This window comes from Paenibacillus sp. CAA11 (assembly GCF_003060825.1).
GTDB lineage: Bacteria > Bacillota > Bacilli > Paenibacillales > Paenibacillaceae > Fontibacillus.
Window position 1 is genome coordinate 2655703 of the sequence record NZ_CP028922.1, and the last position, 26866, is coordinate 2682568.

Sequence of the window (26866 nt, forward strand, 5' to 3'; positions counted from 1 at the left end):
TTAAACGGGTTACTGAATGAAGATTTCTTCAATTGAAATATCTCTTTCCTTCGACAAATCTCTGAACTCCTCACCGACTTTTACTAGGGGTCTGAAGATGTCCGTAGGATTGTTGTAGACGATCGTTGCCGTCTCTCCTGTCGATAGCTTAGCATTCTTACCAATAAAATTCGGCAGAAGGTTACGTGTCAGCGCTTGGACCGGCTTCTCATTTAGTTTACCGAAACCAAGCTCATGAATTTCCTTCAATATGGTTAACAGGCCTGGCTTAGGTTCTCCACTGCGTGAAGAGGTTCTTTCGATATAGGCGTTGGCCACAGCCACGATTTGGGCATAGGGGTGGATTTCACCTTTGCCGATCCCGAGCGGATACCCGCTTCCATCCTCTAACTCATGATGCTGCAAAGCTGCCAAGGCAAGTGCTTCATCATTCAGTGATTTGCGGATTAGCTCATACCCGTAGGAGGTATGCCGTTTCAGTTCATCAAGCTCCTCCAAGCTTAGGTCTTCAGGATGATTCCGAATGGATTGACGTACCTTGCTCTTGCCAATATCATGCAAATAGCCTGCTTTGCTAACCTCATAGCTTTCTTCCCGGCTATAGCCGAGCCATATAGCGATATAGAAAGACAGCAGTCCGACTTGGAGGGAATGGTTATACAGATTCACATCCTCCCGTCCCAGAGAAAGCAGCAGACTCACTACATCCTTACGCTCATCTACGACTTCCAGCAAGGATAGAAACTTCTCTTCAATGCTATCTTGGTTAATCTTCCCGTTCGTCAAAGCTTCTAGAAATACGGACTGGTACGCCTGAATTGTGAACTCAAAGTTATCCCGCAGTCTTTGGCTGAAGCTGTGAGCAAAGCTCTGCTCCTCTTCAGAAGAACCATCGATGCTGATCTGCCGCGGCTCAATATCAACATAATCTATGCTCTGTCTAATCAGCAGTGCGATTTCTTCATTGCGGATTCGCGTTCCTTTCGCAAGTACGTGCAAGCCTGCCTGATTAAATGTATCCGACTTTAGCTGATCACCACTAACCAGCTCCATTACATGGGTTCTCATGAAATCGGAAGTCCCCTCTTTCTATGTATGTATTCTTTCAAAAGAAATCATAAGTAACCTGCTCTCTATTATTAATATCGTGCATAGCAAGTTCGTTCTAAATAGTTCAAAAGACTACTTTTCTGCTGTGGATTTCTCAAATCTAGTAAGTTTGGCATACGAAAATCAGTAAATGATCATCATAGAACCATGGACGAAATGAAGGATCGCTTGCTAAATCAAAATACCTTAGATCACTTGAAAGCACTAAAGCAAGTAGATCTAAGGCATCTTCATCCCCTAACTTAGTTAGGTTTTCTTACATGAAATCACTCAGTTTTTTTGAACAAAGTAGCTCTTGTACTCCCCTTGCTCATTAATTTCAAGACAATTCAGCCGTTTTCCATAAGCACATGCCCCATCAATACCGATTTTATCGTCATTGATCCAGATCTCTTCACAATCATGCAGGTTGAGCACAGGCGTATGTCCAAAGACTACGGGCTTGTCCAGGTTGGTAGAATGGTTAAAAAAGGCTTCTCTAATCCATATAAAATCCGACTTTGGCTGCTGCTTCCAATCCTTATAAGCAGGGTTAATCCCGGCATGCACGAATATATACTGCTCTGACTCATAATAAAGCTCCAAGCCATCCAGAAACTCAAGATGATGAGCATAATTCTGCTTGATCCAGCCTTTTGCCTTCTCATATGTACTCGAATTATAGTTCTCTACGTCGATCTCATCTCCGTAATAGCTCTTAAGCGTATAAAGTGCACCATTTTTTAACCAGCGCTGGTCCTCATCACGAAGCAATGCATCCAGCATCATCTGATCATGGTTCCCCCTTAAAATAATGACCTTAGCTTCCTCTTGAAGACGAATCAACAGGTCAATGACCTCCCTGCTTCGCGGTCCCCGGTCTACATAATCACCGACCAAGACAAGGCGGTCCTCTGCAGAATTATAGTTCACCTGTTCCAATAAGTCACAGAACTCCTCATAGCATCCATGAATGTCACTGATCGCTAGTATTCTCAAGGGATTCATCTCTCCTGCTGTAATAGTTTGGTAGATGGTTCATAGTTCTCTACTAGTTTAATTGTACTAAAATTTAGAGGGGCCGTTAAGGCCCCGATCTTTAGCAGCTGATTACCAGCCGCATTTACGGTGATGGTCATGATGGCGACGTTTAGGACAAGGATGGACTTCGAAGTGTACGAAGGATTTGTGGAACTTTTTCACTTTAGGCACATAGGTGACTTTTTTTACGAATGTCTTAACGTGCGTTTTAGTGAAGCATTTCAGTTTGCGGTGATGATGCTTCTTCCGCTTATGGCAGAATTCGAATCCTTCATGGTCAAAAAATTTTTCCATCTTCTCTTTACCACCTTTTGAGCGAATTTGAATTACAAAATAATGTATGTTCTGTAGCCTCACGAGAAGACGGCTCCTGTACTTCTTTAAGTGATTTGGGCACTTTTTCCCCTGCAGCAGGGCACGAAGAAATAAAAAAAACACTTGGTCTCCTTGCTGCTTCGGTGTGTACCTAAGCGGGGAGAATCCAAGCGCTTCACTGTATATAGCGATTATACAATTAGACGAGGGGTATTAGGACGATTTTTAGCCAGCCGAAGAATGGCTTCATACTGCGCTTTTGCAATTTTTCGCTGTCCGATCGATACATTGGAGTTGTTGACGATATTAGCCAGCTTCTCCAGCTCCTTATACTCGTGTGAAGTTACATTGATTTTACTATTCATCACACATCGCCTCCTAATTTTTACATTATAGATGAATCTACTCTATGTCTATAGGCATCTATTTCATATTTCCGGGCTGCTTAATAGCATCTTCATCGCGGTGCTGCTCCCCTTGCAATGAAGCTTCGGCTACATCACTCGGGTTCAGCTGGCGATCAAGTCCAAGATCTTTCTGCTGTCTTTCCCGTATGTAAGATAACCCCGCAAAACCTGCAATAAAGGCAGCACTTACCTCTGCATAAACACTCTCACTTCCTGCCATCTCAACCGCTGTCTTAGCCAGTACACCCGTTCCGATCCCTATCAGAATATCTCCAAGCAAACCAAGCTCAAGATAAACACGCTTACCCGAGCGAGACTCGTTTCTGGCTCCCAGAACAAACAAGATCACGTCCAAGGGAATGAGCAGCACATATAAGACGGCCTTGCGCAACCCGTCGGCCCGCTTCCAGGTCATATTCCGAATATTCTCTATCCAGCCTCCCCGTTCATAAGGAATGACAAACAGAGGAAACTGAATCACCCCATTCTTCGAGTAATGGCCGATCAGTGCGCCGAGCAAGCTCATCAGTACGGATAAACGAAAGGTCGGCCAGAAATTAATCCAATCTGTGATCCCGTTCTCCATCATACTCTCCTGCCTCCGAATTAGTGCCCTCTTTCAGACCTTGCTTTTAACATATTCCCTTGAACGCGGGTTCAGAATATAAATTTGCACAAGAAAAAGAGAAGCTGTACAAGCTCCTCTTTGCCTTCATTCTTCATTTAATTTTGCTTGCCGGTAATGGATTCGATGTCAATGAACGGGGTGGCTCCTCCGGTAACGGATGGCAGTTTGCCGTCCCACTTCTCCAACGCTTTCTCCTGCACCTCGATTTGCTTTAACTGTACAAGCTCTTGCGTGACCTCTAGCTTCTTCAGTTTCAGCGCCTGCGCTTCAGCCTGAGCCTGAGCGATTTTCTGCTTAGCTTCAATTTCTACACGCTTGAGGTCATTCTCTGCCTTCAGCGCCTGCTGCTGGGCTACCTGCTTGGCTTCGATCGACTGATTAAACGCTTCTGAGAATTTAAAATTCACAATATTGATATCTTTAACAGTCAAGTCGTATTTGAGCAGCCGCTTGGTTAAATGCTCTGAAATTTCCGTCGAGACTGCATCACGCTTTGCGATCAGATCCTCTGCCGGATATTTGGCCGTCACTTCCTTAACAATCTCCTGAATGGCCGGATTAATAATGACGGAATCAAAATTACCGCCGATATTATTCATTAAATTAAATGCAGTATCCTTGTTCACCGAATAGTTCACCGCAACATGGGTTGAAACCGGCTGAAGGTCTTTGGAAGAGGCCGATGTATCCGTCTCTGTCTTGGTAACCTGAGTATTTACCTGAATGACAGTCTGAATAAATGGCAGCTTCAGATGAATTCCCGGGGATAGCACGTTATCATTGAGCTTCCCGAAGGTTTTGTACAATCCAACATGACCATATTGAACCTGTGCAAAGCTGTTAATCCCGATTAAGACCAATACCAAAGCTGCAACAATCCATCCAGCAGCTTTCCCGACGTTAACATTTTTCCCCGGCTTATTCGGTTTTGCTTCTGTCCCTGCTTGCATCTGCATTCCTCCATTATCAATAACATACTATATAAGAACTATATGGATATTTACGTTATTTAATAAAGAAAGGTCGCAGATTATATTCTAGTTTCTGGCAAGCCAGGCTCGATCATGACTCCAATTGACATCAACCGGCATTTCGAAGAAGTCACTGAGACGCTCTGCAGTGAGCATTTCCTTCGTCTGGCCACTTCCAAACACCTTGCCCCGGCGCAGAAGAAGCGCATGTCCAAATACAGGCAAAATCTCTTCCGTATGATGTGTTACATACAGCATATGCGGCGCATCCGGCTGGCTTGAGAGCTCTTCAATGCTGTCCAGCAAACTCTCTTTGGATATAAAATCAAGTCCATTACATGCCTCATCCAAAATTAGCAGCTTGGGGTTTGCCATCAGTGCTCTGGCAATGAGAAGCTTTTGCTTCTCCCCCTGGGAGCATGTTTGATAGCTGCGGTCCAGCAGATGCTGGCATCGCAGCTGCTTCATCAGCGCCTCTGCCTTCTCATAATCCTCTGCTGCAGGCTTCTCATATAAGCCAATCGAAGCATATTTCCCGCTGACAATTAGATCTTGAGCGGTATCCTTACCATACAATTTCTCTTGCAAAGATGAGCTTACCCAACCGATCGAGCGGCGAAGCTCCCGCATATCCACCGAACCAAGCTTGTGTCCCAGGACATAAATTTCTCCCTCCGAAGGCCAGATATATCCATTGATCATATTTAACAATGTAGTTTTACCGGATCCGTTCAGACCGAATAAGGCCCAGTGCTGCCCAGCATTCACTGTCCAATCAATGCCGCTTAACACAGTCTTACCCTCACGACGCCAAGTTACATTCTTCATCTCGATTACAGCCGCCATCTTGTCCTCCTGTAGTGCGTTAATATTACAAAGCTACTCCCCTTGTCCTGTTCTTGTCAAGAACGAAGGAAACACGGTGAACTTATAAAAATCCGCATGTCGTTGTGTTCAAGTTCAATTCTGCATAAAATATAAATAAATGGAGATTAAGGAGGCCTATTATGCTACGTTGTCAGTACAATTGGACACAGGTGAAGCAGCTGCAGCAGCGGGTTGAGGCTGCGGATCATATCGCTTTAAAGCTGAATTGGGATACGCTGCTTAAGCGAAAGGAGAACGAAGATCAGCTAGAATTCGCAATCTGGGACAATAAGAATATGATTGCTTTTTTGGCGCTTTACCCTTTTGGAGACAAGATGGAAGTCAGTGGTATGGTTGACCCGGATTACCGAAGGCTTGGCCACGCGACAACCCTCCTTAAGGAGGCTCTGACAACAATACATAACAAAGGCTTCAGTGAAATCCTGCTCATCACCCCATCCAAATCCTCTTCCGGAAAAGCGTTTGTTGAAGCATCTGGTGGAAGCTTTTCGTTCTCGGAGCATCAAATGAAGTTTCTGGATAAAGACGCCATAAAGGATGCCCTGCCCAATCAAAGTTGCCAGATCAGAGAGGGAAAGCTCGAAGATAGAGAAGCAGTTATCAGCATGAACGTGCTAAACTTCGACTGTACAAGAGAGGAAGCCGAGAACTGGTACGATGAACAGCAGCAGGAGGAAGGGTCCGTACTGTATGTAATGGAGACTAAGCAGGAGATCGCGGGGTCGCTCCGTGTCAGCACCAGCCAGAATGAGAGCCTAATCTATGGTTTCTCAATTTTTCCGCATCTTCAAGGTCAGGGACTTGGCCGGAGATTTCTGCGCTATATCGTCGCTCAAGAGGCAATGCAGGGACGAGAGGTTCTGCTGGAGGTTGCTGTGACCAACGACAAAGCTCAGCACCTCTATCAGGCCTGTGGATTTCAATCCGTCCATGTACAAGATTACTATCGTCTTGACCATCACCTTTTATAACCGGATCATTTCTTTGACCCATGGTGGCATGATGCAGGCAAAATGAGGTACAATATAATCTAAATGTAAATATAACGGCTCCGCTCTTCTTTTTTTATGAAGGCGGAGCCGACGTTTGTTCATGTGGAAGGATGGATCATGGCATGTATGTTGCAAATGACTGGCAAGACTATGAATTAATTGATACCGGCAGCGGTGACAAGCTTGAACGTTGGGGAGACGTTATTCTGCGTAGACCCGATCCGCAAATCATCTGGCCGATCGCTAATGAGACTGGGCTCTGGAAGAATATTCATGGCCACTATCATCGCAGCTCCTCCGGAGGCGGTCAATGGGATATGAAGAAGCCGCTCCCCGAACGATGGACAGTTTCCTATGATCACCTCAAATTTCATATTCGTCCAACCAACTTCAAGCATACCGGCTTGTTCCCAGAACAGGCCGCCAACTGGAGATGGATGATGGACAAGATTGCAGATGCGAAGCGCCCGATCTCGGTGCTTAATCTCTTCGCCTACACCGGCGGTGCCTCTGTAGCCGCAGCTTCGGCTGGTGCAAGTGTAGTTCATGTGGATGCAGCCAAAGGCATGGTGCAGTGGGCCAAGGAGAATCTTCAGCTCTCCGGTCTTGGAGACCGGCCGGTCCGCTTCATTACGGATGACGTCTTCAAATTTGTACAGCGGGAACAGCGCCGCGGCAACCGTTATGATGCAATTATTATGGACCCCCCTTCCTACGGAAGAGGACCTGGCGGGGAAATGTGGAAGCTCGAGCAGAGCCTCTATCCGTTCCTGGAGTCCTGCCTCTCCATTCTGTCGGACAAGCCGCTCTTCTTCCTGATCAACTCTTATACGACGGGGATTTCCCCGACCGTGCTGCATAACATGCTGTCTATGACTGTGAAGAAAACATATGGCGGCCGGATTTCGGCCGGTGAACTGGGACTGCCAATCACGGCTTCCGGCCTGCATCTGCCTTGCGGAATTTTGGGCCGCTGGGAGGAATAGACGTGGGAGAGGAAGCTTGCCCTAGAACCGTCAGTCAGCCCTCCATGCGCATTCTTTACGAGGATAATCACCTGTTAAGCGTGGAGAAGCCCGTAAATGTGCCGACCCAGGAGGATGCAAGCGGGGATCCCGATATGCTGACCCTTCTTAAGGAAGATCTGAAACACAGATATCAAAAGCCTGGCAATGTCTACTTAGGGCTTGTTCACCGGCTTGATAGACCGGTAGGAGGCGCTATGATCTTTGCCAAGACCTCGAAGGCAGCCTCACGTCTTTCGGAAGCGGTTCGCAGCCGAAGCTTTGAGAAGACGTATCTGGCCGTCATCCACGGAGCGCCCAAAGTCAGTCAAGGGCGGCTCACAGACTACTTACTGAAGGATGAACGGACCAATACCGTTAGTGTGGTTCCTAAAGGGACGCCTGGAGCCAAAGAAGCAATCCTGGACTATCGAATCCTAGGCACGGCGCAAGACGGCTATAGCTTGGTTCAGGTAGAGCTTCACACCGGACGTCCACACCAAATCCGCGTCCAGTTCAGCCATCGAGGATGCCCCCTGTACGGGGATCAGAAATACGGGGCACAGGTGAACAAGCCCGGACAGCAAATCGCGCTGTGGTCCGCCTTTGTCGGTGTCCCCCATCCGGTTACGAAAGAGCCTGTGGAGCTGAAGTCTGCCCCTCCACAGCAATATCCTTGGAATCTATGGCCTGAGCGCACTCTTCAGCTGTAAATTCTTCGCAGGTGCCATTAACACAAGAAGGGATGAGCAGAAATCTGCTCATCCCTTCTTGTACCTTCATCCAAGCTCATCCTAGCTGTTTCGTCATAAACACGCTGTAGGGATCCTCTATGTAATCTGCAAATGGACCGCAGACTTCAAATCCGAACACCGCATACAGCTTCCTAGCTGGCTCGAAAAAATCGGGGGATCCTGTCTCCAAGCTAAGCCGGCTATAACCACGTCTCCTAGCTTCTTCAATAAGATGCTTAAGCAGCTGCCTAGCAACTCCCTTCCCCTGATGGGATGAGACTGTTCTCATAGATTTAATCTCTCCATGCTGGGCATCCAGCTCCTTGATAGCTATGCAGCCCAGGAGATCACCCTGCTCCCAAGCTGTCCAAAAGGTAATATCAGACTGTCTCAGCTCGTCTAAATTAAGAGCGTGCATACTTTCTTCCGGGGAATGGAGCGCCATCTCCCGGTGATGTTCCCTGATCAGCTCAGCCACTTCCGGGCTTGATAAATCATCCACTTTAATCAACATTGTATCACTCCGGTTGCCCTCATTAGTCTGCATCTTACGCATCTACGCCTTACAAGCGCGAAAGATCTGTAATCATTGTAAAGGTTACACTACCAAATCACAAACATAAGCTATTTCTGACTCGTGATCTTCCCCAGTAAGTATACAAGCAGCTGTTGATTATGTGTCGATATGCGGTCCAATACTTCGCCCAGAAAACGGCTGCGAACCTCCTTTCCCCGCTCCGCTTCCTCTTTCCCATGCTCGGTGATGGAGACCCACACAATTCTGCGGTCCGCTTCATCCCGTTCGCGGTGAATAAGTCCTCCCCGTTCCATTCGATCAAGCAGCATCGTAACTGCCGCCGGTGTTGTTGCCAAATAGGGGATCATTTCCGATGGTTTCATCTTAGGCTGATCCCCGAGCAGTTCCAGCACAGCAAGCTGCGATTCCGTTAAAGAAGGCGTAAGTTCACTTTCCATATGCATCTGGTAATCCTTCGTCAATTTGGACCATAGCTTGGCAAAATCGTCCGTATACATCATCATCCCCCCAGTTATCGGGCACCTTAGCGCGTGATTGATTTGGCTTATTTTCGCGATCTAAGAAGCAAATTCCTGCTGCATGGCTTTAAACGACAAAAGAAGAGCTATTCCTCGGAAATTTGATCCTTGGAATAGCTCTTCTTCGTCATTTATCGCACGTAGTATAGGGGAGGTGTAATGCTGGAATCAGCGTTTTGTCTCCTCACGAACCAGTAAATCTATAATATAATCGTCCTTCGCTACGGAGGCAACAGCCTTGCCGATCGACTTCCGCTCAGCTAATGGAGCCTGTTCTGAAGTAAATGGAATCATTTGTCCGATCCGAGTCACCGCGGCCAATTGGAGCGGCTCTTTACAATGGAACCCGCCCACAATGTAATTCCCGTTCGGTTTCACACGCTTGCCTTCCTTGAATTCAAAGGTCTGTATTCCTTTGCCGCCCCGGCTTTGAGTCGCATAATCAAGAAGCAGTGACCGCTTGGCATAACCTAAATCAGAGATGACTAGAATCTCGCCTTCTTCGCCTTCTACCCATAACGATGCCGCAACTTCATCTTCTGGTCTTAACTGAATCCCGCGAACACCTGCTGCTACACGGCCCATGCTGGCGACCTCGCTTTCCTGGAAGCGAATAGCCATTCCAAGCTTGGTTAAGAGCAGAATATCTTTGTTGCCTTGGCTTACCTTAACAGAGATAACTTCATCCTCTTTCCCTACCTTGCATGCAGCAACCGCACCAGACCGCTTGGTCTCATATTCCTTAAGTGCAGTCCGCTTGACTTGCCCCCGCTTGGTCACAAAGACAAGACTTACTTCCTCTTCGAAGCTTCGTACAGGCAGCACACTAACAATACGATCCTCCTTGGAAAGAGGTATTACATTAACAATGGCCGTGCCGTTGTCCTTCCACTTAAACTCAGGAATTTGATGAACCGGCAGCAGGAAGTACTGTCCCCGCTGTGTGAAGATCAACAGATTCTCCAATGTGTTCACATCAAAGATATACTTGACGTAATCCTGCTCCTTCACACCCGATCCCTCACGCTCCCCGCCAGAACGGGTAAAGGAAAGCATGCTGGTCCGCTTGATATATCCTTCTCCAGAAAGGGTGACAAGCACATCCTCCTGATTGACCAGGACTTCAAGATTCACCTTAAGTTCCTCAACTTCACTTTGAATGACGCAGCGTCGGTCGATACCATACTTGTCCCGAATCTCCAGCAGCTCCTTCTTGATAACGGAGATCAGCTTCTTCTCACTGTCCAGAATAGCGCGAAGCGCTTGAATCTTCTTCTGAACATCTGCAAGCTCCTTCTCCAGCTGCGTGATTTCAAGATTAGTAAGCCGGTACAGCTGCAGGGTCAGGATGGAATCCGCCTGGCGCTCACTGAAGCCGAACATCCATTGCAGATTGTTCTGTGCATCTGCCCGGTTCTTAGAGGCTTTGATGGCTGCGATCACTTCATCCAAAATATTCAGTGCCTTGACCAGACCCTCCAAGACATGGGCCCGATCCTCCGCTTTCTCCAGCTCATACTGTGTCCGGTGCGTGACAACCTCTTTTTGGTGAGCAATATAAGCATCAATAATTTGCTTTAAACCCAGCTGCAGCGGTGTCCGGTTAACAATCGCAACCATATTAAAGTTGTAGTTGACCTGAAGGTCCGTCTTCTTAAGTAAGTAGGCTAGAATTCCTTGTGCATCCGCATCCTTTTTCAGCTCGATCACAATGCGAAGCCCTGCCCGTCCGCTCTCGTCACGAACCTCGGCGATCCCCTCAACCTTCTTCTCCAAACGGATATTCTCCATGGCTGTTACGAGTCGAGACTTCACGACTTGGTAAGGGATCTCGGTTACTACAATTTGCTGCTTGCCCCCCCGAAGCGTCTCGATGTCTGTCTTCGATCTTAAGTATATCCGTCCTTTCCCCGTACGATAGGCTTCCCGGATTCCTTCTTCCCCCATAATGATGCCGCCTGTAGGGAAATCCGGACCCTTCACAATCTCCATCAGCTCTTCAAGCTCAGTTCCCGGCTTCTCCATCAGCCTAATGCACGCATCAATAACTTCCTTCAGGTTATGAGGAGGAATTTCCGTGGCAAAACCGGAAGAGATCCCGCTGACCCCATTCACGAGCAGGTTCGGATATCTTGCCGGAAGCACGACCGGCTCCTTGGCCGTATTATCAAAATTATCTTTGAACAGAACCGTCCGCTTCTCAATATCCCGAAGCAGCTCTAAGGCAATAGGAGATAGTCTCGCCTCGGTATAGCGCATAGCTGCTGCTGGATCATCATCCTGCGAGCCCCAGTTCCCGTGCCCGTCCACGAGCACGTGCCCCATCTTCCACGGCTGCGCCATCCGCACCATGCCCTCATAAATTGAGGAGTCCCCATGCGGATGATAGTTGCCCATCACATCTCCGACGGTCTTGGCTGACTTCCTGTACGGCTTGTCGGGGGTGTTGCCTGAATCGTACATCGCGTAGAGAATCCGGCGCTGCACGGGCTTTAATCCGTCTCTCACATCGGGAATAGCCCGGTCTTGAATAATGTATTTCGAGTATCTTCCAAAACGGTCACCGACCACCTCTTCTAGATAAGCCGGCAAAAAGCTTTCCAGCATACTCATCCGTTCACCTTCTATTCTTCAAACTCTGTAAAATCAACATTCTCGACAATCCAGCGCTTCCGCGGATCTACCTTGTCTCCCATGAGCGTCGATACACGGCGTTCCGCCTTAGCCGCATCCTCAATCTGAACCTGAAGCAGTGTGCGTGTATCTGGGTTCATCGTGGTCTCCCACAATTGCTCAGGATTCATCTCACCCAAGCCCTTGTAACGCTGAAGTTCAAAATTCTTTCCGAATTCCTTCAAGTAGTTCTGCAGCTGGTCATCGGTCCAGGCATATCGCACTGTCTCCAACTTCCCTGAACGTCTTGTCAGCTTGTAAAGCGGCGGTTGTGCAATATACACGCGGCCGCTATCAATTAGAGGCTTCATATACCGGTAGAAGAAGGTAAGGAGCAGCACCTGTATGTGAGCGCCATCCGTATCCGCATCCGTCATAATGATGATTTTGGAAAAATTGCTGTCCTCAACGGAAAATTCCGTCCCTATACCAGCGCCAATCGCTGCAATAATAGCACGATATTCATCGTTCTTCATAATGTCAGCAAGCTTCGCCTTCTCCGGGTTCATCGGCTTCCCCTTCAGCGGCAAGATCGCTTGAATCTTGGAGTCCCTTCCCTGCTTGGCAGAACCTCCAGCGGAGTCCCCTTCGACAATGAACAGCTCGGTTCTGGTGAAGTCCTTCGATTGAGCCGGGGTCAGCTTGCCGCCCAGGTTCGAGCTCTCGCTACGCTTCCTGCCGCTACGCATATCATCCCGCGCCTTGCGGGCCGCCTCGCGTGCTTTGGAGGCCTGAACCGCCTTCTTAATCAGTACCTGTGCTACCTGTGGATTCTCCTCCAGGAACACCTGAAGCTTCTCCGATACAACGGCATCCACAGCACTCCGTGCGGAAGCGCTCCCGAGCTGATCCTTCGTCTGTCCAACGAATTCCACTTCAGACATCTTCACACTGATGACCGCCATCATGCCTTCACGTAAATCTCCGCCTTCAAGGTTCTTATCCTTTTCTTTGAGCATATTTACCTTCCGGGCGTAATCGTTCATTGCCCGGGTGTAGGCTGTCTTAAATCCTGTCTCATGGGTTCCGCCTCCGCGGGTCGGAATGGAGTTCACGAAGGACACCAGTGTCTCAGTGTAACCCACGTTGTACTGCATGGCAATCTCTACTTCAATATCGTCACGTTCGGCGCTAAAGTGTATGACATCGTGAAGCACATCCTTGCCTTCATTGAGGAACTCGACGAACTGGCTCGCACCGCCCTCGTAAAAAAACTCGTCGAAACGGTCGGAGCGCTCATCCTTCAGGGTCACTTTCAGGCCCGAATTCAGAAAAGCAATCTCCTGTAAACGTTCCGCGAGTGTATCGTAATTCAGTGATATTCCACCTTGAAATACCCGAATGTCTGGCTTAAAAGTGACCTTGGTACCCGTACGATTCGTATTTCCCAGCACTTCAAGACCGGTCACGGGCTCACCTACATGCTCTGTCCCCTTCTTATCGACCCAATATTCAAAGCGCATCTTATGGATTTTGCCTTCCCGGTAAATCTCTACTTCCAGCCATTCAGAGAGGGCATTCGTCACTGAAGCGCCTACACCGTGAAGACCTCCGGATTTCTTATAACCTCCACCGCCGAACTTTCCGCCAGCATGCAGGATCGTATATACGACCTGAGGTGTTGGAACACCCGTCTTATGCATTCCTGTCGGAATTCCCCGACCGTTATCAAATACCGTAACCGAACCGTCCTTGTGCAAGACAATGTCAATCTTCGTACAATATTTGGCAAGATGCTCGTCCACTGCGTTATCCACGATTTCCCAAACCAGATGATGTAATCCCGACGAGCTCGTGCTGCCGATATACATACCTGGTCTTTTGCGGACCGCGACAAGCCCTTCGAGCACCTGAATGTCGTCCGCGTCGTATCCAGCGGTGCCCGTGTTATTCCCGGAGCCATCCGCGAACAAATCGATTTGATCGACCATTCATGCTCCCCCTTTATTTACTCTCTATTTAGGATGAAAACTCCCAAATGCAAACAGATGTTTTGTTATACTTGTCCATTTTAATTCAATATATCCTGTTTCGTAAAGACAGTGAATGAAACTACGAGCGAAGCTGCCCCCCAAACTGCAAGCACCGCCAGTGAAAATCCAAGCGTCATCCCCTCTATAGGGGCCGGTGAGCCTGCCAGATAATCAGTCAAATTCAAATTAACCATGAACAGATACTTGGCGCTTTCCCAAGCAGACGCCATATTCGATAGAATGCTTCCCGCAATGAGAGCTGCCATCATTATGACAATGCTTGCAGCCGTACTGCGCACCAGAACCGATACCATGAAGGCCAGCAAGGATACGACGACGCTCACAAACCAGATCAGCCCGAGCTGCATGAACAGGTACAGCCATTGCGGCACGGAATGCACGCCGGAAATATCCATATCGGAGCCGCTCAGCTGAAAGCCCGTGAACACTGGCATATCAAACCCTTGATAACCGAATACAAGCCCCGAGATCAAATAGCATATCACAAAAGCTGAAACTACGATCAGAGATACGAACATAATCAAGGTAATCAGCTTGCTAAGGAGCACCTTCCATCTTCTAACCGGGCGTGTAAGCAGCATTTTAATGGTCCCACCTATCCGCTCAGAAGATACGATGTCTGCTCCAACCCCCATAATCAGAAGCGGGATGAACAGGGAGGCGGCATTATTCATAAATTCGCGAGTAAAAGTCACCCCTCCGGGTTCCTTAGGATTCACGTCATGATCAAGATAATATTTCATCTGCTGAATATAGATCTGACGGTATTTTTTCCATTCATCAGGGACACGGTCGCTGCTAAGTGAATTCTGGTTATCCGTAATTGCCTGCTGCAGCTCTCTGCGCCAATCCGCCCCGAACTTGCTTCTGTTGTTCTCCGCAGACTTCATCTGAGCGTATGTGAACATCGGCACCAGGACCAGCAGGACAAGAATTACAACAAGAAATCGTTTTTTCTTGATCATTTTGATCGTTTCATTTTTGATTAACGGCAGAACACTACTCAATCGCTTCACCCTCCGTCATTTCCAAGAACAGCTGTTCCAGTGTAGGATTGATTTTATGCACAGACAGAACTTCGACACCTGCTTCAACCAGACGGGGAAGCATCTTCGCAATCTGATCTTCCTCCATAATGGCCACCACAGCATTCTTTCCCATGCCAGCAATGATCGCATCATCTAGAATAGACTCCGGATCTTCAATAAGTTCAATGCCTGCCTCCTTCATAATCTCCGAACCCTTCTGGGCTATATTGAAATTCCAAACCACATAATTAGAGCTTCCTTGGATCAGCTCATCCACATTGCCTACGGCAAGCACGCGCCCTCGGCTAATAATCGCTACCCGGTCACAGAGCAGCTGAATTTCGCTTAGCAAATGGCTTGATACGAAGACCGCCATCCCCTCCGCTGCCAGCCTGCGGATAAACTCTCTCATCTCCTTAATTCCCTTAGGATCAAGACCATTGGTCGGCTCATCCAAAATCAGCAGCTTAGGTCTGCCCAGCAGTGCTTGGGCAATGCCGAGACGCTGACGCATCCCCAGAGAATATGTGCGAACCTTATCATGAATCCGCTGTTCCAGTCGAACCGTGTCCACAACCTCCTGAATCCGCTCCTGGTCAATTCCAGGCTGCATTCTTGCAAAGTGCTCCAGGTTCTCCCAGCCGGTTAAATAGGGATAAACCTCCGGATTCTCTACGATGGAGCCCACATAGGCTAATGCTTGTTCAGGATCACGATTGACGTCATAGCCGCAAACCTTAACAGAGCCCTCGGTGGGCTTGATCAAATCAACCAGCATACGGATGGTTGTTGTTTTGCCTGCACCGTTCGGCCCCAGGAAGCCAAAAATTTCACCTGCCCTCACGTCAAAAGTAACATCCTGAATGATCCATTTGCGTTTGATCTTCTTCTTTAAATGCATTACATCCAGAACGATATCGCGCCGGCTGCTGTCAGATGAGTCATTTGCGACCATGAACTATTACACTCCTTTACTTCTTTATTTCTTTAACCTCTTAATCTAACCCTTGTACGATACGTTCAGCAATTTGCTGATAGCCGTCTCCATTCGGGTGAAAATGATCACCTGAAATATATACAGATAGGTTGTTTACAAACAGATCATAGGTAGGTGTGACATTGGCTCCGGCTACCCCATTCACTATATCCAAGGCCACACGGTTCCACCTTGCTACGGCTTGATTGCCAATCTCCCGCATATCTTTCAGATCAGAAAAGGGATTGTAGAGTCCGATATATACGAGGCGCGCATCCGGGTTAATGGAGTGAATCCGTCCAACGATCGTCTTAAGCCGTTTTGAGGCCTCTACAACTGAGGCCTCCAGCTCCTGCTCTGTAGGAAGATCTCCGGTCTGCATCGCTTGCGCCCCTGCAAACAGATCATTGCCGCCGATAGACAGGAGAATGACGTTAGCTTCCTTGAGCATATGCTGAACCCCTGTCTCCTCCAGCATAGGCACCAGCCGCTGGGTCGTTAGGCCGTTGATGCCCAGATTGCCCAGCAATTTGACGGTATGCGCCTTATTCTCAGCCTGAAGCAGATCCACTGTCCGGCGGGCAAACCCCTTGCCTTCATCATCACCTGTACCTTTTGCCAAAGAATCTCCGATCACAACGACACCCGTCTGACCCGGTGGAAGTCCCGGACTTGTTGCCTTTGGTTCCGCTGCTGTATTTGTTCCCACAGAATGCTCTGCGGAAGGATTCATAATGTCCCTCACTGCATAAATAAAACCACAAAGCAGCAGGATGGTAGTTACAATTGATGCCACACTTGCTATCCGCCATATCCATGCCGTTGACCGCATATTCTTGATCCCTCCAGCTTGTCTCACGCAATTTCCCTTTATTTAAACGGGTTCATAATTGATGACTTTAATAAACATAAAACTTCTTTTCTCATTTTGCAAATCAGCAATTTCTAAATATTTCTCTTTATTCTTCCTACGGCTTCAATAACAAATAAGCCGCCCTCCGGATTAACCGAAGGACGACTTATTGTTATTTACCTATGAATTCTTGTGACCAAAGCCCGTTATAATAACCGACGCCGATCAAGGTATAATGGGGATTCAATATATTCTGCTTATGACCCGAGCTGTTCATCCAATCTTTAACCACTTGCTCTGGTGAGCGCTGCCCTTTAGCCAGATTCTCGCCTGCATATTTAAAAGAGATTCCATAAGCGTCCATCATATCGAAAGGTGATCCGTACTTGGAAGAGGTATGGCTAAAATAATTATGAGTATACATGTCAATGGCCTTCGTCTTTGCCAGCTTAGTCAGATTTGTATGAACCGTAAGCGGCTTTAGTCCTGCCTTCTTCCGTTCTTTATTAACAAGCTGTACAACCTCGGCCGCATAATCACTCTGAATTTGTGAATAATTTAATTTGGTTGGCACGGACGCCGCAGCCATCGGAGCAGTTAATGAACCTCCTGCTGTGAAGATCATTAATCCCAAAGCAACAGATAATATGCCGAGGGTCCGACTTTTTGTGCTCTTTTTCATGCTGTTTCCCCTTCCGGTATCATTTTCTCCCATTGATAAGGTTTCTTGTCACATTTTAACATGTTTCAAAGAAGAGGTCATCTTGAAAATGATAGGAAATATCTTAAATCAGCGAGAGCGCCGAACAGAAGCCTTGGTCGCATCCCACTCGGGCGTAAAATAAATCGGTGGTCCCTATCCCCCAGAGTTTGGGATAGAACTGCCAAACACAAAAAAATCATCCCCAAAAGGGGATGATTCGAGTAACTTGAAGATTTTATAAGGTTTTGCTCAAACGATATCCGTTGCACTCAAAGCCCAAACGCTCATAGAAAGCTGTTGCCTTTACAGAAGGTCCATCAGCCTTGCAGCCAACTAGCAGATGAGAGGAGCCTAATCTTCTTACCCGGCTCTCAACTTCGTTAACCAGCCTCTTGCCAAGGCCCTGCTTTCGATGTTTCTCATCAATGACCAAAGAAGTGATCTTAGCGATCGGCTTTGCCATATCTTGAGTCCGTACCACTTCTAAGGCAATAGTACCCACAATAGCTCCATCTACTTCGGCGACCAGCGTAGAATGCTGACTATCATTCTCAAGCATGGCCAGCTGCTCCTTCATGACGTTTAGCGTTGTCGGATAATTTAATTGACGCATAAGTGACGTCATTGCTCTCGCATCTTCCGTGCAGCATTCACGGATCACAAGCATTGGTGCACAAACCTCATTACTCATTCTGGCCACTCCACCTTTATTATACTTGCCGCTTTTTTGGCGTGGAGGCGGGCGGTCTCCACATTCTCAGATGCACTGAGTGCAACAGCCATCCGGCGTCCTGGCTTACAAACCGGTTTGCCAAAGACGCGAACCTGTGTACGGGGAATCTCCAGAGCTTCAGCCAGACCGGAAATCATGAAGGTCTCACCTTCACGATCTGCCTTCAAGGTGGCCGAGGCTCCAGGTGTAAGCAAGTGTACTTCATTTACAGGAAATCCAAGGATAGCACGGACATGCAAAGCAAATTCAGATAAATCTTGTGTCACCATCGTCACCATTCCCGTATCATGCGGGCGAGGAGACACTTCACTGAATACAATACCTTGAGCTGTCACGAACAGTTCTACGCCGAATAATCCGTAACCGCCAAGCGCATCCGTCACCTTTCTGGCAATCTCCTCCGCTTCGTGAAGCTGCGCTTCACTCATTAGATGAGGCTGCCAGGATTCTACATAATCCCCATCCTTCTGGATATGACCGATCGGTGGACAAAATACGGTGCCGGACACAGAGCGAACGGTAAGCAGCGTTATTTCACTCTCAAAAGGAACAAATGACTCGACAATTACCCGAGTCGTTTTAGCTCTTGCTCCTTCTACGGCTGCAGTCCAGCTTGCTCTCGCATCTTCGACGGTGCGGCATACCGACTGTCCCTTGCCCGAGGAACTCATCAACGGCTTCACTATGCAAGGTGCGCCAAGTTCCTTCACAGCAGCCTCCAGTTCTTCAAAGCTGTTCGCAAAACGGTAAGCCGCTGTCGGAAGACCCAGTTCTTCTGCAGCCAGCCTACGGATGCCTTCCCTATCCATGGTCAAACGGGCAGCCATAGCTGTCGGAACTACGTGAAAGCCTTCAACTTCAAGTTCAAGCAGCGCTTCAGTCGCAATAGCTTCAATCTCCGGAACGATCACATCCGGTCGTTCGCTGCGGATCAACCGCTTCAGCGCTTCACCATCCAGCATGTCCATCACATGATGCTCATGGGCAACCTGCATAGCGGGCGCATGGGCGTATCGATCTACAGCAATCGTCTTCACACCTAGACGTTGAGCCTCAATAATTACTTCCTTGCCCAATTCACCGCTCCCAAGAAGCAGCATTTTTTTGGGTTTTTCGCTAAAAGGAGCACCCCACATTGGCTCAAAATCCCCCTTAGATCATCAAATGACTCTTCTATCTATTTTCAGGGTTTCTTGTGCAGAATGCAAGAGTGCTCCGCTATAAAATTATGGATTACGACAAAAAGTTACAAAAATCGAAACTGTGCTTCAATCAAACCGTTATAAATTCCCCCTTGCTTAACCAACTCAGCATGGGTACCTTCCTCTTTAATTTCACCATGATCCAGCACTACAATTTTATCTGCGTGTCTAATCGTGGAGAGTCGGTGTGCAACGATGAAGGAGGTTCTTCCCTGAAGCAGAACCTTCAGAGCCTCCTGAATCTTCAGCTCTGTTTCAGTATCAATGCTTGCCGTAGCCTCATCCAGAATGAGAATTCTCGGATTGGCCAGCAGCGCTCTCGCGAAGGAGAGGAGCTGTCGCTGTCCCATGGACAGTGCACTGCCGCGTTCTTCGACCTCGGTATCATAGCCGGCCGGAAGCTTGGATATAAAGTCGTGAGCATCCACTGCCCGCGCTGCAGCTTCTACCTCTTCGTCTGTGGCATCCAATCGACCAAACCGGATGTTGTCGCGAATGGTGCCTGAGAAAATAAATGTATCCTGAAGTACTATACCAATCTGTCCGCGCAAGCTTTGTAGAGTCACATCGCGAATATCATGGCCATCTATTGTGATTTGTCCATCTGTGATGTCGTAGAACCGGCTAATCAGATTAATAATAGTACTCTTCCCTGATCCCGTATGGCCAACCAATGCGATGGACTGCCCAGCCTGCACATCAAGATCAATCCCCTTGAGGGCGGCCCGCCCTTTCTCATATTCGAAGATCACCTTATTGAATTTGATCTCCCCGCGAATCTTCGGAATAGGCTGAGCACCCGGTTTATCCTTAACCGCCGGTTCCTCATCCAAGTATTCAAAGATCCGTTCGGAAGAAGCCATGGCAACAAGCAGCTGGTTATACATTTGACCAAGGCGGTTAATCGGGTCCCAGAAGTTCCCGACGTAGTTGCTGAAAGCAACCAGCAAGCCAACTGTAAGTTCGCCAGACTGAATCAGGTAGGCACCGAGCCAGAACAGAATCAAGGTCCCGAAGCCGCCTGTAATTTCAATCAACGGGCCAAATGCCTGGTTCATTGCAGAAGCCTTATCCCAAGACTTCTTGCTCGTCATGTTCATTCCGTCAAAGAACTGCATGTTCTCCTGTTCCTGGGTATAGGCCTGGGTAACGCGTATGCCCTGGATAGATTCATTCAAGTGGGAATTGATTCGCGAATTCTTCATGCGTACATCCTGCCAGGCGATACGGATTTTCTGGCGCAGCTTGGTAGAGATGAAGAACATAATAGGAACGGTCACAATGACAGCCAGCCCCAGCTTCCAGTTAATCAGAAGCAGGATTACAACAATCCCGCAGAGCTGGACACAGTCGATCATCAGGTTTACAACGCCGTTCGTAAACAAATCCTGAAGGGAATTGATATCGTTCGTTACCCGAACCAATACAGAGCCTGCTGGGCGTTTGTCAAAGAAATTAAAGGATAATTTCTGAATATGCCTGAACAAGTCAGAGCGCAGATCATAAATGACCCGCTGTCCAATGATATTCGTATATTTAATCCGGTATATACCGGCGATCCACTGAACAAAGTACAGAAAGATAACACTTGCTGCAATCATATAGAGCAGCTGTAAACTAGTGCTTCCGACCTTTGGAGCAATGGCCTTGTCAATTGCCAAACTTGTCAAATAAGGAACGGTCAGCTTCGTTATGGTCCCCAGCACCATCATAATAATGACCAGTGGAAGCATCTGCTTGGCATAAGGCTTCATGTAGGAAAACAGTCTCACGAACTGCTTCCAGTCGAACGCCTTATCAATCACATCATCGTCCTTATATACAAACCGGTCGTTCGTGGAGCCGGCGGGCTGGGCTTTCTTCGGGTCAGGAGATGTATTCAAATGGGCTTCTGTACTCATAAAGCGTCACTCCTCTCCTGTCCCTGATGTGCGGGACAAATAATCGGCATATTGAATGCGGTATACATCCTGATAAGGACCTGGAACCGCAATGAGCTCGTGATGCTTGCCGCGCTGGGCAATCCGCCCTTGATCCAGCACCAGAATTTCATCGGCATGTCGCAGTGATGAGATGCGGTGTGCAATGATGAACGTCGTCCGCCCCTTCATCACTTCCTGGAATCCTGCTTGGATCTCATGCTCAGTCTCCATGTCCACAGCACTGGTTGCATCGTCCAGAACTAGAATTCGTGGATTCTTCAGGAGCGCTCTCGCAATGGCAATCCGCTGCTTCTGTCCTCCCGAAAGCCCCATGCCCCGTTCGCCGACGATCGTATCATAGCCGTCAGGCATCTCCATAATAAAGTCATGTGCTTTTGCCAGCTGAGCGGCCCGAATGATCTCCTCCAAAGTGACATTATTCATGCCGTAAGCAATATTATTGCGAATTGAGGATGAGAACAGGAAGGTCTCCTGGAATACCGATGCAATTTGGCTTCGCAGGCTTTGCACCCCAATCTTGCGGATATCCTGACCATCCAGCGTGATTAACCCTTTATTCACATCATAGGCCCGCATTAACAGCTGGATAATTGTCGATTTTCCTGAGCCTGTTCCGCCAAGGAAACCAATTACTGCCCCTGGCTTGACTTCGAAATCAATGTCTACAACTGCAGGCATTTTATTGCCATATGCAAAGGTTACATGATCAAATTTCACATGTCCTTGAACATGCTCCGGCACTAACTCAATCGCGCCCGGCTCATCTTGAACATCAATCGGCTGATTAAGCACCTCAAGCACACGTTCACCCGAGGCTTTGGATTGCGTATAATTGTTAATATGGAAGCCAAGGCTCCACATCGGGCCAATTATGTACCAGACCAAGCTGAAGAAGGCAACGAGTTCGCCCAGCGACATGTGGCCCTTAATGACCAGGGTTCCCCCTACACCCAGCAATAGAGCTACACTGATCGAAGCCAAAAACTCCATGACCGGAAAAAAGCGGCTCCAGAGCTCGGAAGCGAACAGCTGATTATTTTTGTAGCGCTCATTTCGCTGAGAGAACTTTTCGACTTCATAATTCTCTCGTGCAAAGGCTTTAACGGTACGAACGCCCGTCACATTCTCTTGAACCGCTGTCGTAAGTGAGCTAAGTGCAAGCCGCATCTCCTGAAACGCAGGATGAATACGGGATTCAAAGCGCAGCGCTATAACAGCCAGGAATGGCATTGTAATCAACGTTGCAAGGGTTAACTGCCAATTGATCGAGAACATCACAGCCGCACCGAAAACAACCATAAAAAATACATTCAGCAGCTGCGCGAAGCCAAAGCCAATGAAGTTACGAATGGCTTCCAGATCACCGGTCAGACGGGACATCAGATCCCCTGTCTTCGCGGTATCATAATAACGAAACGACAGAAACTGCAGTTTTTCATAACATGCATTGCGAAGACGATAAGCCAGATAATTGCCCAGCCGGCCGCCAAAGAAACCATGTGCAAACTGCAAAAACGCTTTCACAATAACGACCACAAGAACCATTAATGCTAGTCTCGGCACATCTTCGAAGTGCCTTGGAAGAATAGCGTCATCGATCAGACTTCTTAATAAGTTCGGGGTGATCAGACCGAGTGCGGTTGCGGCGGCAAGGCACAATATCGAAAGAATCAAATAATGTCTCCTCTCCCGATAAAACCCCCGCAGTTGCCTGAGAACTTCCATGTCTCTCCTCCTATCAACCTCTTTCGAATTTAGGAACTTTAAGCAGTTTATCATCCTAATTTTTCTTGAGCAAAGAGGAGAAAACCCCATTTAACACCTTGTAGCCAGCAAAGCGCTTTATTCCGAAGATAAAACGTGTTATATCGAATAAAATGCTTTCATTTCCTTCTAATTCCTACACAAGTTGCTGCTTCGTTTCGAGAAGTTCGAAATAAATGGATTCCCAGTGCTGAATCTCCGCAGTTTCCATACTCGTCTTGCTAAATCCCGACAGCCATTCCTCAAGCTGGCTTGACAAGCGCTGCTGATACATGGCAAGCCTATAGCGGATCCCCTCTTTATAATGAGAGCAAAAGAATTCTAACATCTGATCAAGCTTCTGCTTAATCGCCTCCGTGAGTGGAGACTGCACTGCTTCCCGCAGCTTATCTTTGCCATCCCCTTCAAAAAAGGACTTTGGATTTTTGAAGAATGACCAATATGCCTGCCAGTCTACCGCTGAAACCATAGCCTCCTCGGGAATCTGTGGTGTTATCCATTCCTCCTGAAGTTCAGGAAGACTAAGCGGCATTTCCGTTAGGGGCTGATGGACAAGACACCAGTTTTGCACTTCCCGGGTCAAAAGCTGGTCCGCCTTCCGTTCTAGCCTTAAGGCTGTCGCCTGCAGTTCACGAGCGAGTTCAACAGACAGATGAGACAACCAGCCTTCCATAGACGCGCGGAATGCAGACTTAATTCCGCCCTTCTCCGTCTGAAGCAGCGAAGGATGGAAAAATTCGTGAAATAGTCCTAAAGCGTATAGCACTAGACGCTGTCTTAAATGGAATAAAAGCTCTTCGCACTCCTGCATCCATTCGCGCTCCACATCCAGCTCGCAGATCACCTCAAGAGCGGTAAGCACCCTGTGCCGCTCCTCGTCTAACTGCTGAATTCGTAATGCTTGATCCCGAGCATTACGCTGTGAAGCATCACACCAGCTTTTCAGCCGGTGAGCCGCCCTCTCGATTTCGAAGGCGGCTGAAGAGACCGAAAGATCGGCTAGGTCCTCCGCTAGGAATCGAACAAAACTGTCTTTGAAACTTGTAAATCCCTTGTCTCTAGATGAAGCGCCAGACTGGACGGCCTCCAGCTCCTTCATGCTGGACACCGGATAAATTTGCGGTGACTGGATGCCAGCCGTCCTCAGCCGGTCGGACACATAAGCCACAACCTTATCCAGTTCTTCAGCGCCAGCAGCTAAATCCGCAGCATTCACAATAAAGAACATTTTATCGAGCGCGAAGCTCCCTTTTACCCTGCCTAATTGAGCTAGAAATTGTTGGTCCGCACGCGAGAAGGCATGATTATAGTACGTAATAAATAGAATAGCATCCGAATTTTTCATATATTGAAAGGTGATATTGGTGTGTCTGGCATGTATGGAATCCGCCCCTGGCGTATCCACCAAGATCTGTCCCTGCTCGGTCCAAGGGCAAGCGAAATAGATGTCGATACCTGCCACAAAACAAGCCTTCTGCTCAACTGCAGCATAGGCTTGAAACTGAGCAAAGTCCGCGGCCTGCGAGCTCCCCAGCTTGTCTGCTTCCTGATTCCATCCGGCTGCTGCCGCTGCTAAGAAGCTATAATGCGGTCGGCCGGCTGCCGGAATGGAAGCTGCTTTTAGCCCGCTTACCTGCTGTCTCCAATCCTGTTCCTGCCATTGCCCCAGCTGCAGCACACCAAATGAATAAGTCAAATCCTCAACCATGGCCTCACGGGTCTTGAAGATAACGCGGGCCGTTCCATGAGGGAACTCATCGGTTGGAGCAAGCACTCTAGTGATTGAAGCCGTTGTCGGATGCGGAGACACCGGCAGAATCTCTTCGCCAAGCAGCGCGTTGGCGAAGGAGGATTTGCCTGCGCTGAACGCACCAAACAGCGTCAGGGTGAGCCGCCCGCGGCGCAGCGCCTCTGCGCGCTGCTTGAGCTCCTGCACACCCGATTCCATGGCCGGATGCTGCTCCAGCAGCTCAGCGGCGTGCTCTAACGCCGCCGCTGCCTTCAGTGTCCGGCCGCGCAGCGGCGCGCCGGACAACGATTCTCCGGGCACAGCCTTCGGCGTGCCCGGTACGGCTGCTGCCGCCGGTGCCGAAGGCCCGGCGGGCTGAGCGGGGCCCGGCGCCTTCGCCGCGGCAGCCGGCAATTGCGGCAGCAGCCCTGACATCGCGGGCGGGCGCTCACCAAGCAGCGCGTACAGCCGGCGCTCATGCTCTGCTGCTGCGGCTTCAAGCTCACGCAGCTGCCGGACATATGGCACGCGTGCCTCCAGCTCGAATCTTCGCTGCTGCAGCGCCCTCTGCTCGGCTTCCAGCCGCGGCTTCATCTCCTCAAGCAGCTGATCGAGCAGCGAGACAGCTGCCCGGCGGTAGCGGGCGAGTACCTCGCTTGCCAGAGCTTCCGTATAACGGAGAACAGACTCGCCAGACAGGACCGCCCCAGACGGAATTGCATCCAGCATCCAGCTCTCTTCTGGCTTAGGGAGAGTCTCGTCAAGCTTCTTCTCCCAGGCTTCATTCCATAATGCCTGCTGCTGCCCAAGACGGCGGAACTCTTCACGAAGATGCCAGTCGATTTGAGCAGACGCCTGCTCTCTCAGCGCTTGAAGGAACAGATTACAGCGCCGAGCCTTCTCCTCCTGAGTACGTTGGCCGCTCTTCAGCCATCCCCTAGCCTTAAAACCAGGCTGAGTGCTCTCCAGGAAGGCTGCAGCTGCCTCGCGGAGCGGTGGAGTCATCAGCCGCGCACCCGCTAACAGCTGATCCATTCTCTGAATCGACTCCCTTCGCAGCGATTCCGCTTTCAGCTCCAGACTGCTGCTGTCCTCTTCAAGCTGCTGGAGCTGCTGCTCCAGCGAAGCTATTTCGTCTTTACCGCCCATTTGCTCCAGCAATTTCTCACGTTCTGCCTGGTGAAGAGCACGCTGCCGGCCAAGATGATCATTCATCAGATGATCAACAGACAAAGCCAGGCTTAGCTTAAGCAGACGATCCCCCTCCCGTACCAATGCCCGGATCAAATCCTCTAGCAGGCCAAGCATAGACCACGGGTGGCCAGGGACTTTTAATGAAAGATAAAATATCCCTGCAGGTATAACATTCCAGGCTGAAAATGAGGCTTCCACTCTTTGCTGATACTCCTGAAACGACAGCTCTTTCTCCCGGTGCTTATCAATTTGATTCACTACCAGATACAGCGGCTTGCCCCATTCGGAGAGCGACTTAGCAAATGAAAGATTGCTCTCAGACTGTACATGATTGTAGTCCATCACATAGAAGACAATATCGGCCAAGTGAAGTGCCGAGTCGGTTGCCAGAGCATGTCCCTCATCCGTAGAATCCACACCAGGCGTATCTATGAGAACACCGCGCTCGCCAAGCAGAGGCACATCATCCCATATTTCCACGCGGGAATACTCCTGGCCGTTTTTGCAGGCTTCAAACAGCTCGGATCGTGTAAGGCATTTATGTTCTTCCCTATGCTCTTCCTGATGATCTGGCCGCGTGAGTGCCCCGCGCGGAGCTCCACATCTTACCATAACAATATTGCTGCTGGTTGGCAGAGGACTGGTTGGCAGAACCTGTTTACCGCAAAGTGTATTAATGAGGCTTGACTTCCCGGCAGAAAAGTGACCGCAGAACGCAAGCATCAGCTCGCCGCGCTCCCATTTATCAGCAAGCTCTACCAGCCCGTCAGCCGCCTGGAGGTCAGAAGCATCTAATAAGGCCTGCTTAAGTGCCTGAAAATTCAATAAACCGTCAGAATCGCTCTTTTCTGTAATCGCTTCCATACCTATCTCTCTCCTCCCGCTCCCTTTGGCAAATATCACTTTTTTAATTATTCATATTTTAGCATTTAGCCGCCGGGAAAGATAT

The 26866-nt window shown here is 48.8% G+C and carries 21 protein-coding genes and 1 pseudogene; 3 read left to right on the plus strand and 19 right to left on the minus strand.

Going from position 1 to position 26866, the window contains the following annotated elements:
* Positions 1 to 9: 9 nt before the first annotated feature.
* The 6 genes from DCC85_RS12285 to DCC85_RS12310 all read right to left on the minus strand — a co-directional run bounded on the left by DCC85_RS12285 (position 10) and on the right by DCC85_RS12310 (position 5297).
* Positions 10 to 1068 (minus strand): HD-GYP domain-containing protein, encoded by a 1059-nt coding sequence (locus DCC85_RS12285; protein WP_108465853.1) that lies wholly within the window; start codon positions 1066 to 1068, stop codon positions 10 to 12.
* A 312-nt stretch (positions 1069 to 1380) separates the two neighbouring features.
* Positions 1381 to 2088 (minus strand): metallophosphoesterase family protein, encoded by a 708-nt coding sequence (locus tag DCC85_RS12290; protein WP_234414156.1) that lies wholly within the window; start codon positions 2086 to 2088, stop codon positions 1381 to 1383.
* Positions 2089 to 2636: 548 nt separating this feature from the next.
* Entirely contained in the window at positions 2637 to 2810 is a 174-nt protein-coding gene (locus tag DCC85_RS22990; RefSeq protein WP_159081871.1) for a hypothetical protein, read from the minus strand.
* A 58-nt stretch (positions 2811 to 2868) separates the two neighbouring features.
* On the minus strand, positions 2869 to 3441 hold the full coding sequence (locus DCC85_RS12300; protein WP_108465856.1) for a hypothetical protein: 573 nt from the start codon (positions 3439 to 3441) through the stop codon (positions 2869 to 2871).
* A 134-nt stretch (positions 3442 to 3575) separates the two neighbouring features.
* Positions 3576 to 4430, minus strand: coding sequence for a prohibitin family protein (locus DCC85_RS12305; RefSeq protein ID WP_108465857.1), 855 nt, complete (start codon positions 4428 to 4430; stop codon positions 3576 to 3578).
* An 87-nt stretch (positions 4431 to 4517) separates the two neighbouring features.
* Positions 4518 to 5297 (minus strand): ABC transporter ATP-binding protein, encoded by a 780-nt coding sequence (locus tag DCC85_RS12310; protein WP_108465858.1) that lies wholly within the window; start codon positions 5295 to 5297, stop codon positions 4518 to 4520.
* Positions 5298 to 5458: 161 nt separating this feature from the next.
* Between DCC85_RS12310 and DCC85_RS12315 the strand changes: the two genes are divergently transcribed.
* The 3 genes from DCC85_RS12315 to DCC85_RS12325 all read left to right on the plus strand — a co-directional run bounded on the left by DCC85_RS12315 (position 5459) and on the right by DCC85_RS12325 (position 8048).
* Positions 5459 to 6310 (plus strand): GNAT family N-acetyltransferase, encoded by an 852-nt coding sequence (locus DCC85_RS12315; protein WP_108465859.1) that lies wholly within the window; start codon positions 5459 to 5461, stop codon positions 6308 to 6310.
* Positions 6311 to 6453: 143 nt separating this feature from the next.
* Complete coding sequence (locus tag DCC85_RS12320) at positions 6454 to 7317, plus strand: class I SAM-dependent methyltransferase (RefSeq protein ID WP_108465860.1); 864 nt, start codon at positions 6454 to 6456, stop codon at positions 7315 to 7317.
* 44 nt (positions 7318 to 7361) lie between these two features.
* On the plus strand, positions 7362 to 8048 hold the full coding sequence (locus DCC85_RS12325; protein WP_108467842.1) for an RluA family pseudouridine synthase: 687 nt from the start codon (positions 7362 to 7364) through the stop codon (positions 8046 to 8048).
* A gap of 76 nt (positions 8049 to 8124) precedes the next feature.
* On the opposite strand, the gene DCC85_RS12330 is transcribed toward DCC85_RS12325, so the two are convergent.
* From DCC85_RS12330 to DCC85_RS12390, 13 genes and pseudogenes are all read right to left on the minus strand, one after another.
* Positions 8125 to 8583, minus strand: coding sequence for a GNAT family N-acetyltransferase (locus DCC85_RS12330; RefSeq protein WP_108465861.1), 459 nt, complete (start codon positions 8581 to 8583; stop codon positions 8125 to 8127).
* Positions 8584 to 8693: 110 nt separating this feature from the next.
* Entirely contained in the window at positions 8694 to 9104 is a 411-nt protein-coding gene (locus DCC85_RS12335) for a MarR family winged helix-turn-helix transcriptional regulator (protein WP_108465862.1), read from the minus strand.
* A 189-nt stretch (positions 9105 to 9293) separates the two neighbouring features.
* Positions 9294 to 11738: a DNA gyrase subunit A gene (gyrA, locus tag DCC85_RS12340; RefSeq protein ID WP_108465863.1), complete on the minus strand. Its 2445-nt coding sequence runs from the start codon at positions 11736 to 11738 to the stop codon at positions 9294 to 9296.
* 11 nt (positions 11739 to 11749) lie between these two features.
* Positions 11750 to 13729, minus strand: a complete 1980-nt coding sequence (gene parE / locus DCC85_RS12345) for a DNA topoisomerase IV subunit B (protein WP_108465864.1) — start codon at positions 13727 to 13729, stop codon at positions 11750 to 11752.
* Positions 13730 to 13809: 80 nt separating this feature from the next.
* A complete protein-coding gene (locus DCC85_RS12350; protein ID WP_108465865.1) occupies positions 13810 to 14799 on the minus strand; it encodes an ABC transporter permease in 990 nt (329 codons plus the stop codon).
* Positions 14792 to 15775: an ABC transporter ATP-binding protein gene (locus DCC85_RS12355; RefSeq protein WP_108465866.1), complete on the minus strand. Its 984-nt coding sequence runs from the start codon at positions 15773 to 15775 to the stop codon at positions 14792 to 14794. Before DCC85_RS12355 ends, DCC85_RS12350 begins: the two co-directional genes overlap by 8 nt.
* 40 nt (positions 15776 to 15815) lie before the next feature.
* Positions 15816 to 16628 (minus strand): GDSL-type esterase/lipase family protein, encoded by an 813-nt coding sequence (locus tag DCC85_RS12360; RefSeq protein WP_108465867.1) that lies wholly within the window; start codon positions 16626 to 16628, stop codon positions 15816 to 15818.
* Positions 16629 to 16821: 193 nt separating this feature from the next.
* Positions 16822 to 17193: pseudogene (locus DCC85_RS12365) on the minus strand (CAP domain-containing protein); the annotation flags it as partial.
* 394 nt (positions 17194 to 17587) lie between these two features.
* Positions 17588 to 18043, minus strand: coding sequence for a GNAT family N-acetyltransferase (locus DCC85_RS12370; protein WP_108465868.1), 456 nt, complete (start codon positions 18041 to 18043; stop codon positions 17588 to 17590).
* Complete coding sequence (gene purT, locus DCC85_RS12375; protein WP_108465869.1) at positions 18040 to 19221, minus strand: formate-dependent phosphoribosylglycinamide formyltransferase; 1182 nt, start codon at positions 19219 to 19221, stop codon at positions 18040 to 18042. Before purT ends, DCC85_RS12370 begins: the two co-directional genes overlap by 4 nt.
* Before the next feature lie 110 nt (positions 19222 to 19331).
* The gene (locus DCC85_RS12380; RefSeq protein WP_108465870.1) at positions 19332 to 21188 is read right to left on the minus strand and encodes an ABC transporter ATP-binding protein; all 1857 of its coding nucleotides are present in this window, start codon (positions 21186 to 21188) and stop codon (positions 19332 to 19334) included.
* Between the two features lie 6 nt (positions 21189 to 21194).
* Positions 21195 to 22955 (minus strand): ABC transporter ATP-binding protein, encoded by a 1761-nt coding sequence (locus tag DCC85_RS12385; RefSeq protein ID WP_108465871.1) that lies wholly within the window; start codon positions 22953 to 22955, stop codon positions 21195 to 21197.
* Between the two features lie 175 nt (positions 22956 to 23130).
* Positions 23131 to 26781, minus strand: a complete 3651-nt coding sequence (locus tag DCC85_RS12390; RefSeq protein WP_108465872.1) for a dynamin family protein — start codon at positions 26779 to 26781, stop codon at positions 23131 to 23133.
* Positions 26782 to 26866: the final 85 nt, after the last annotated feature.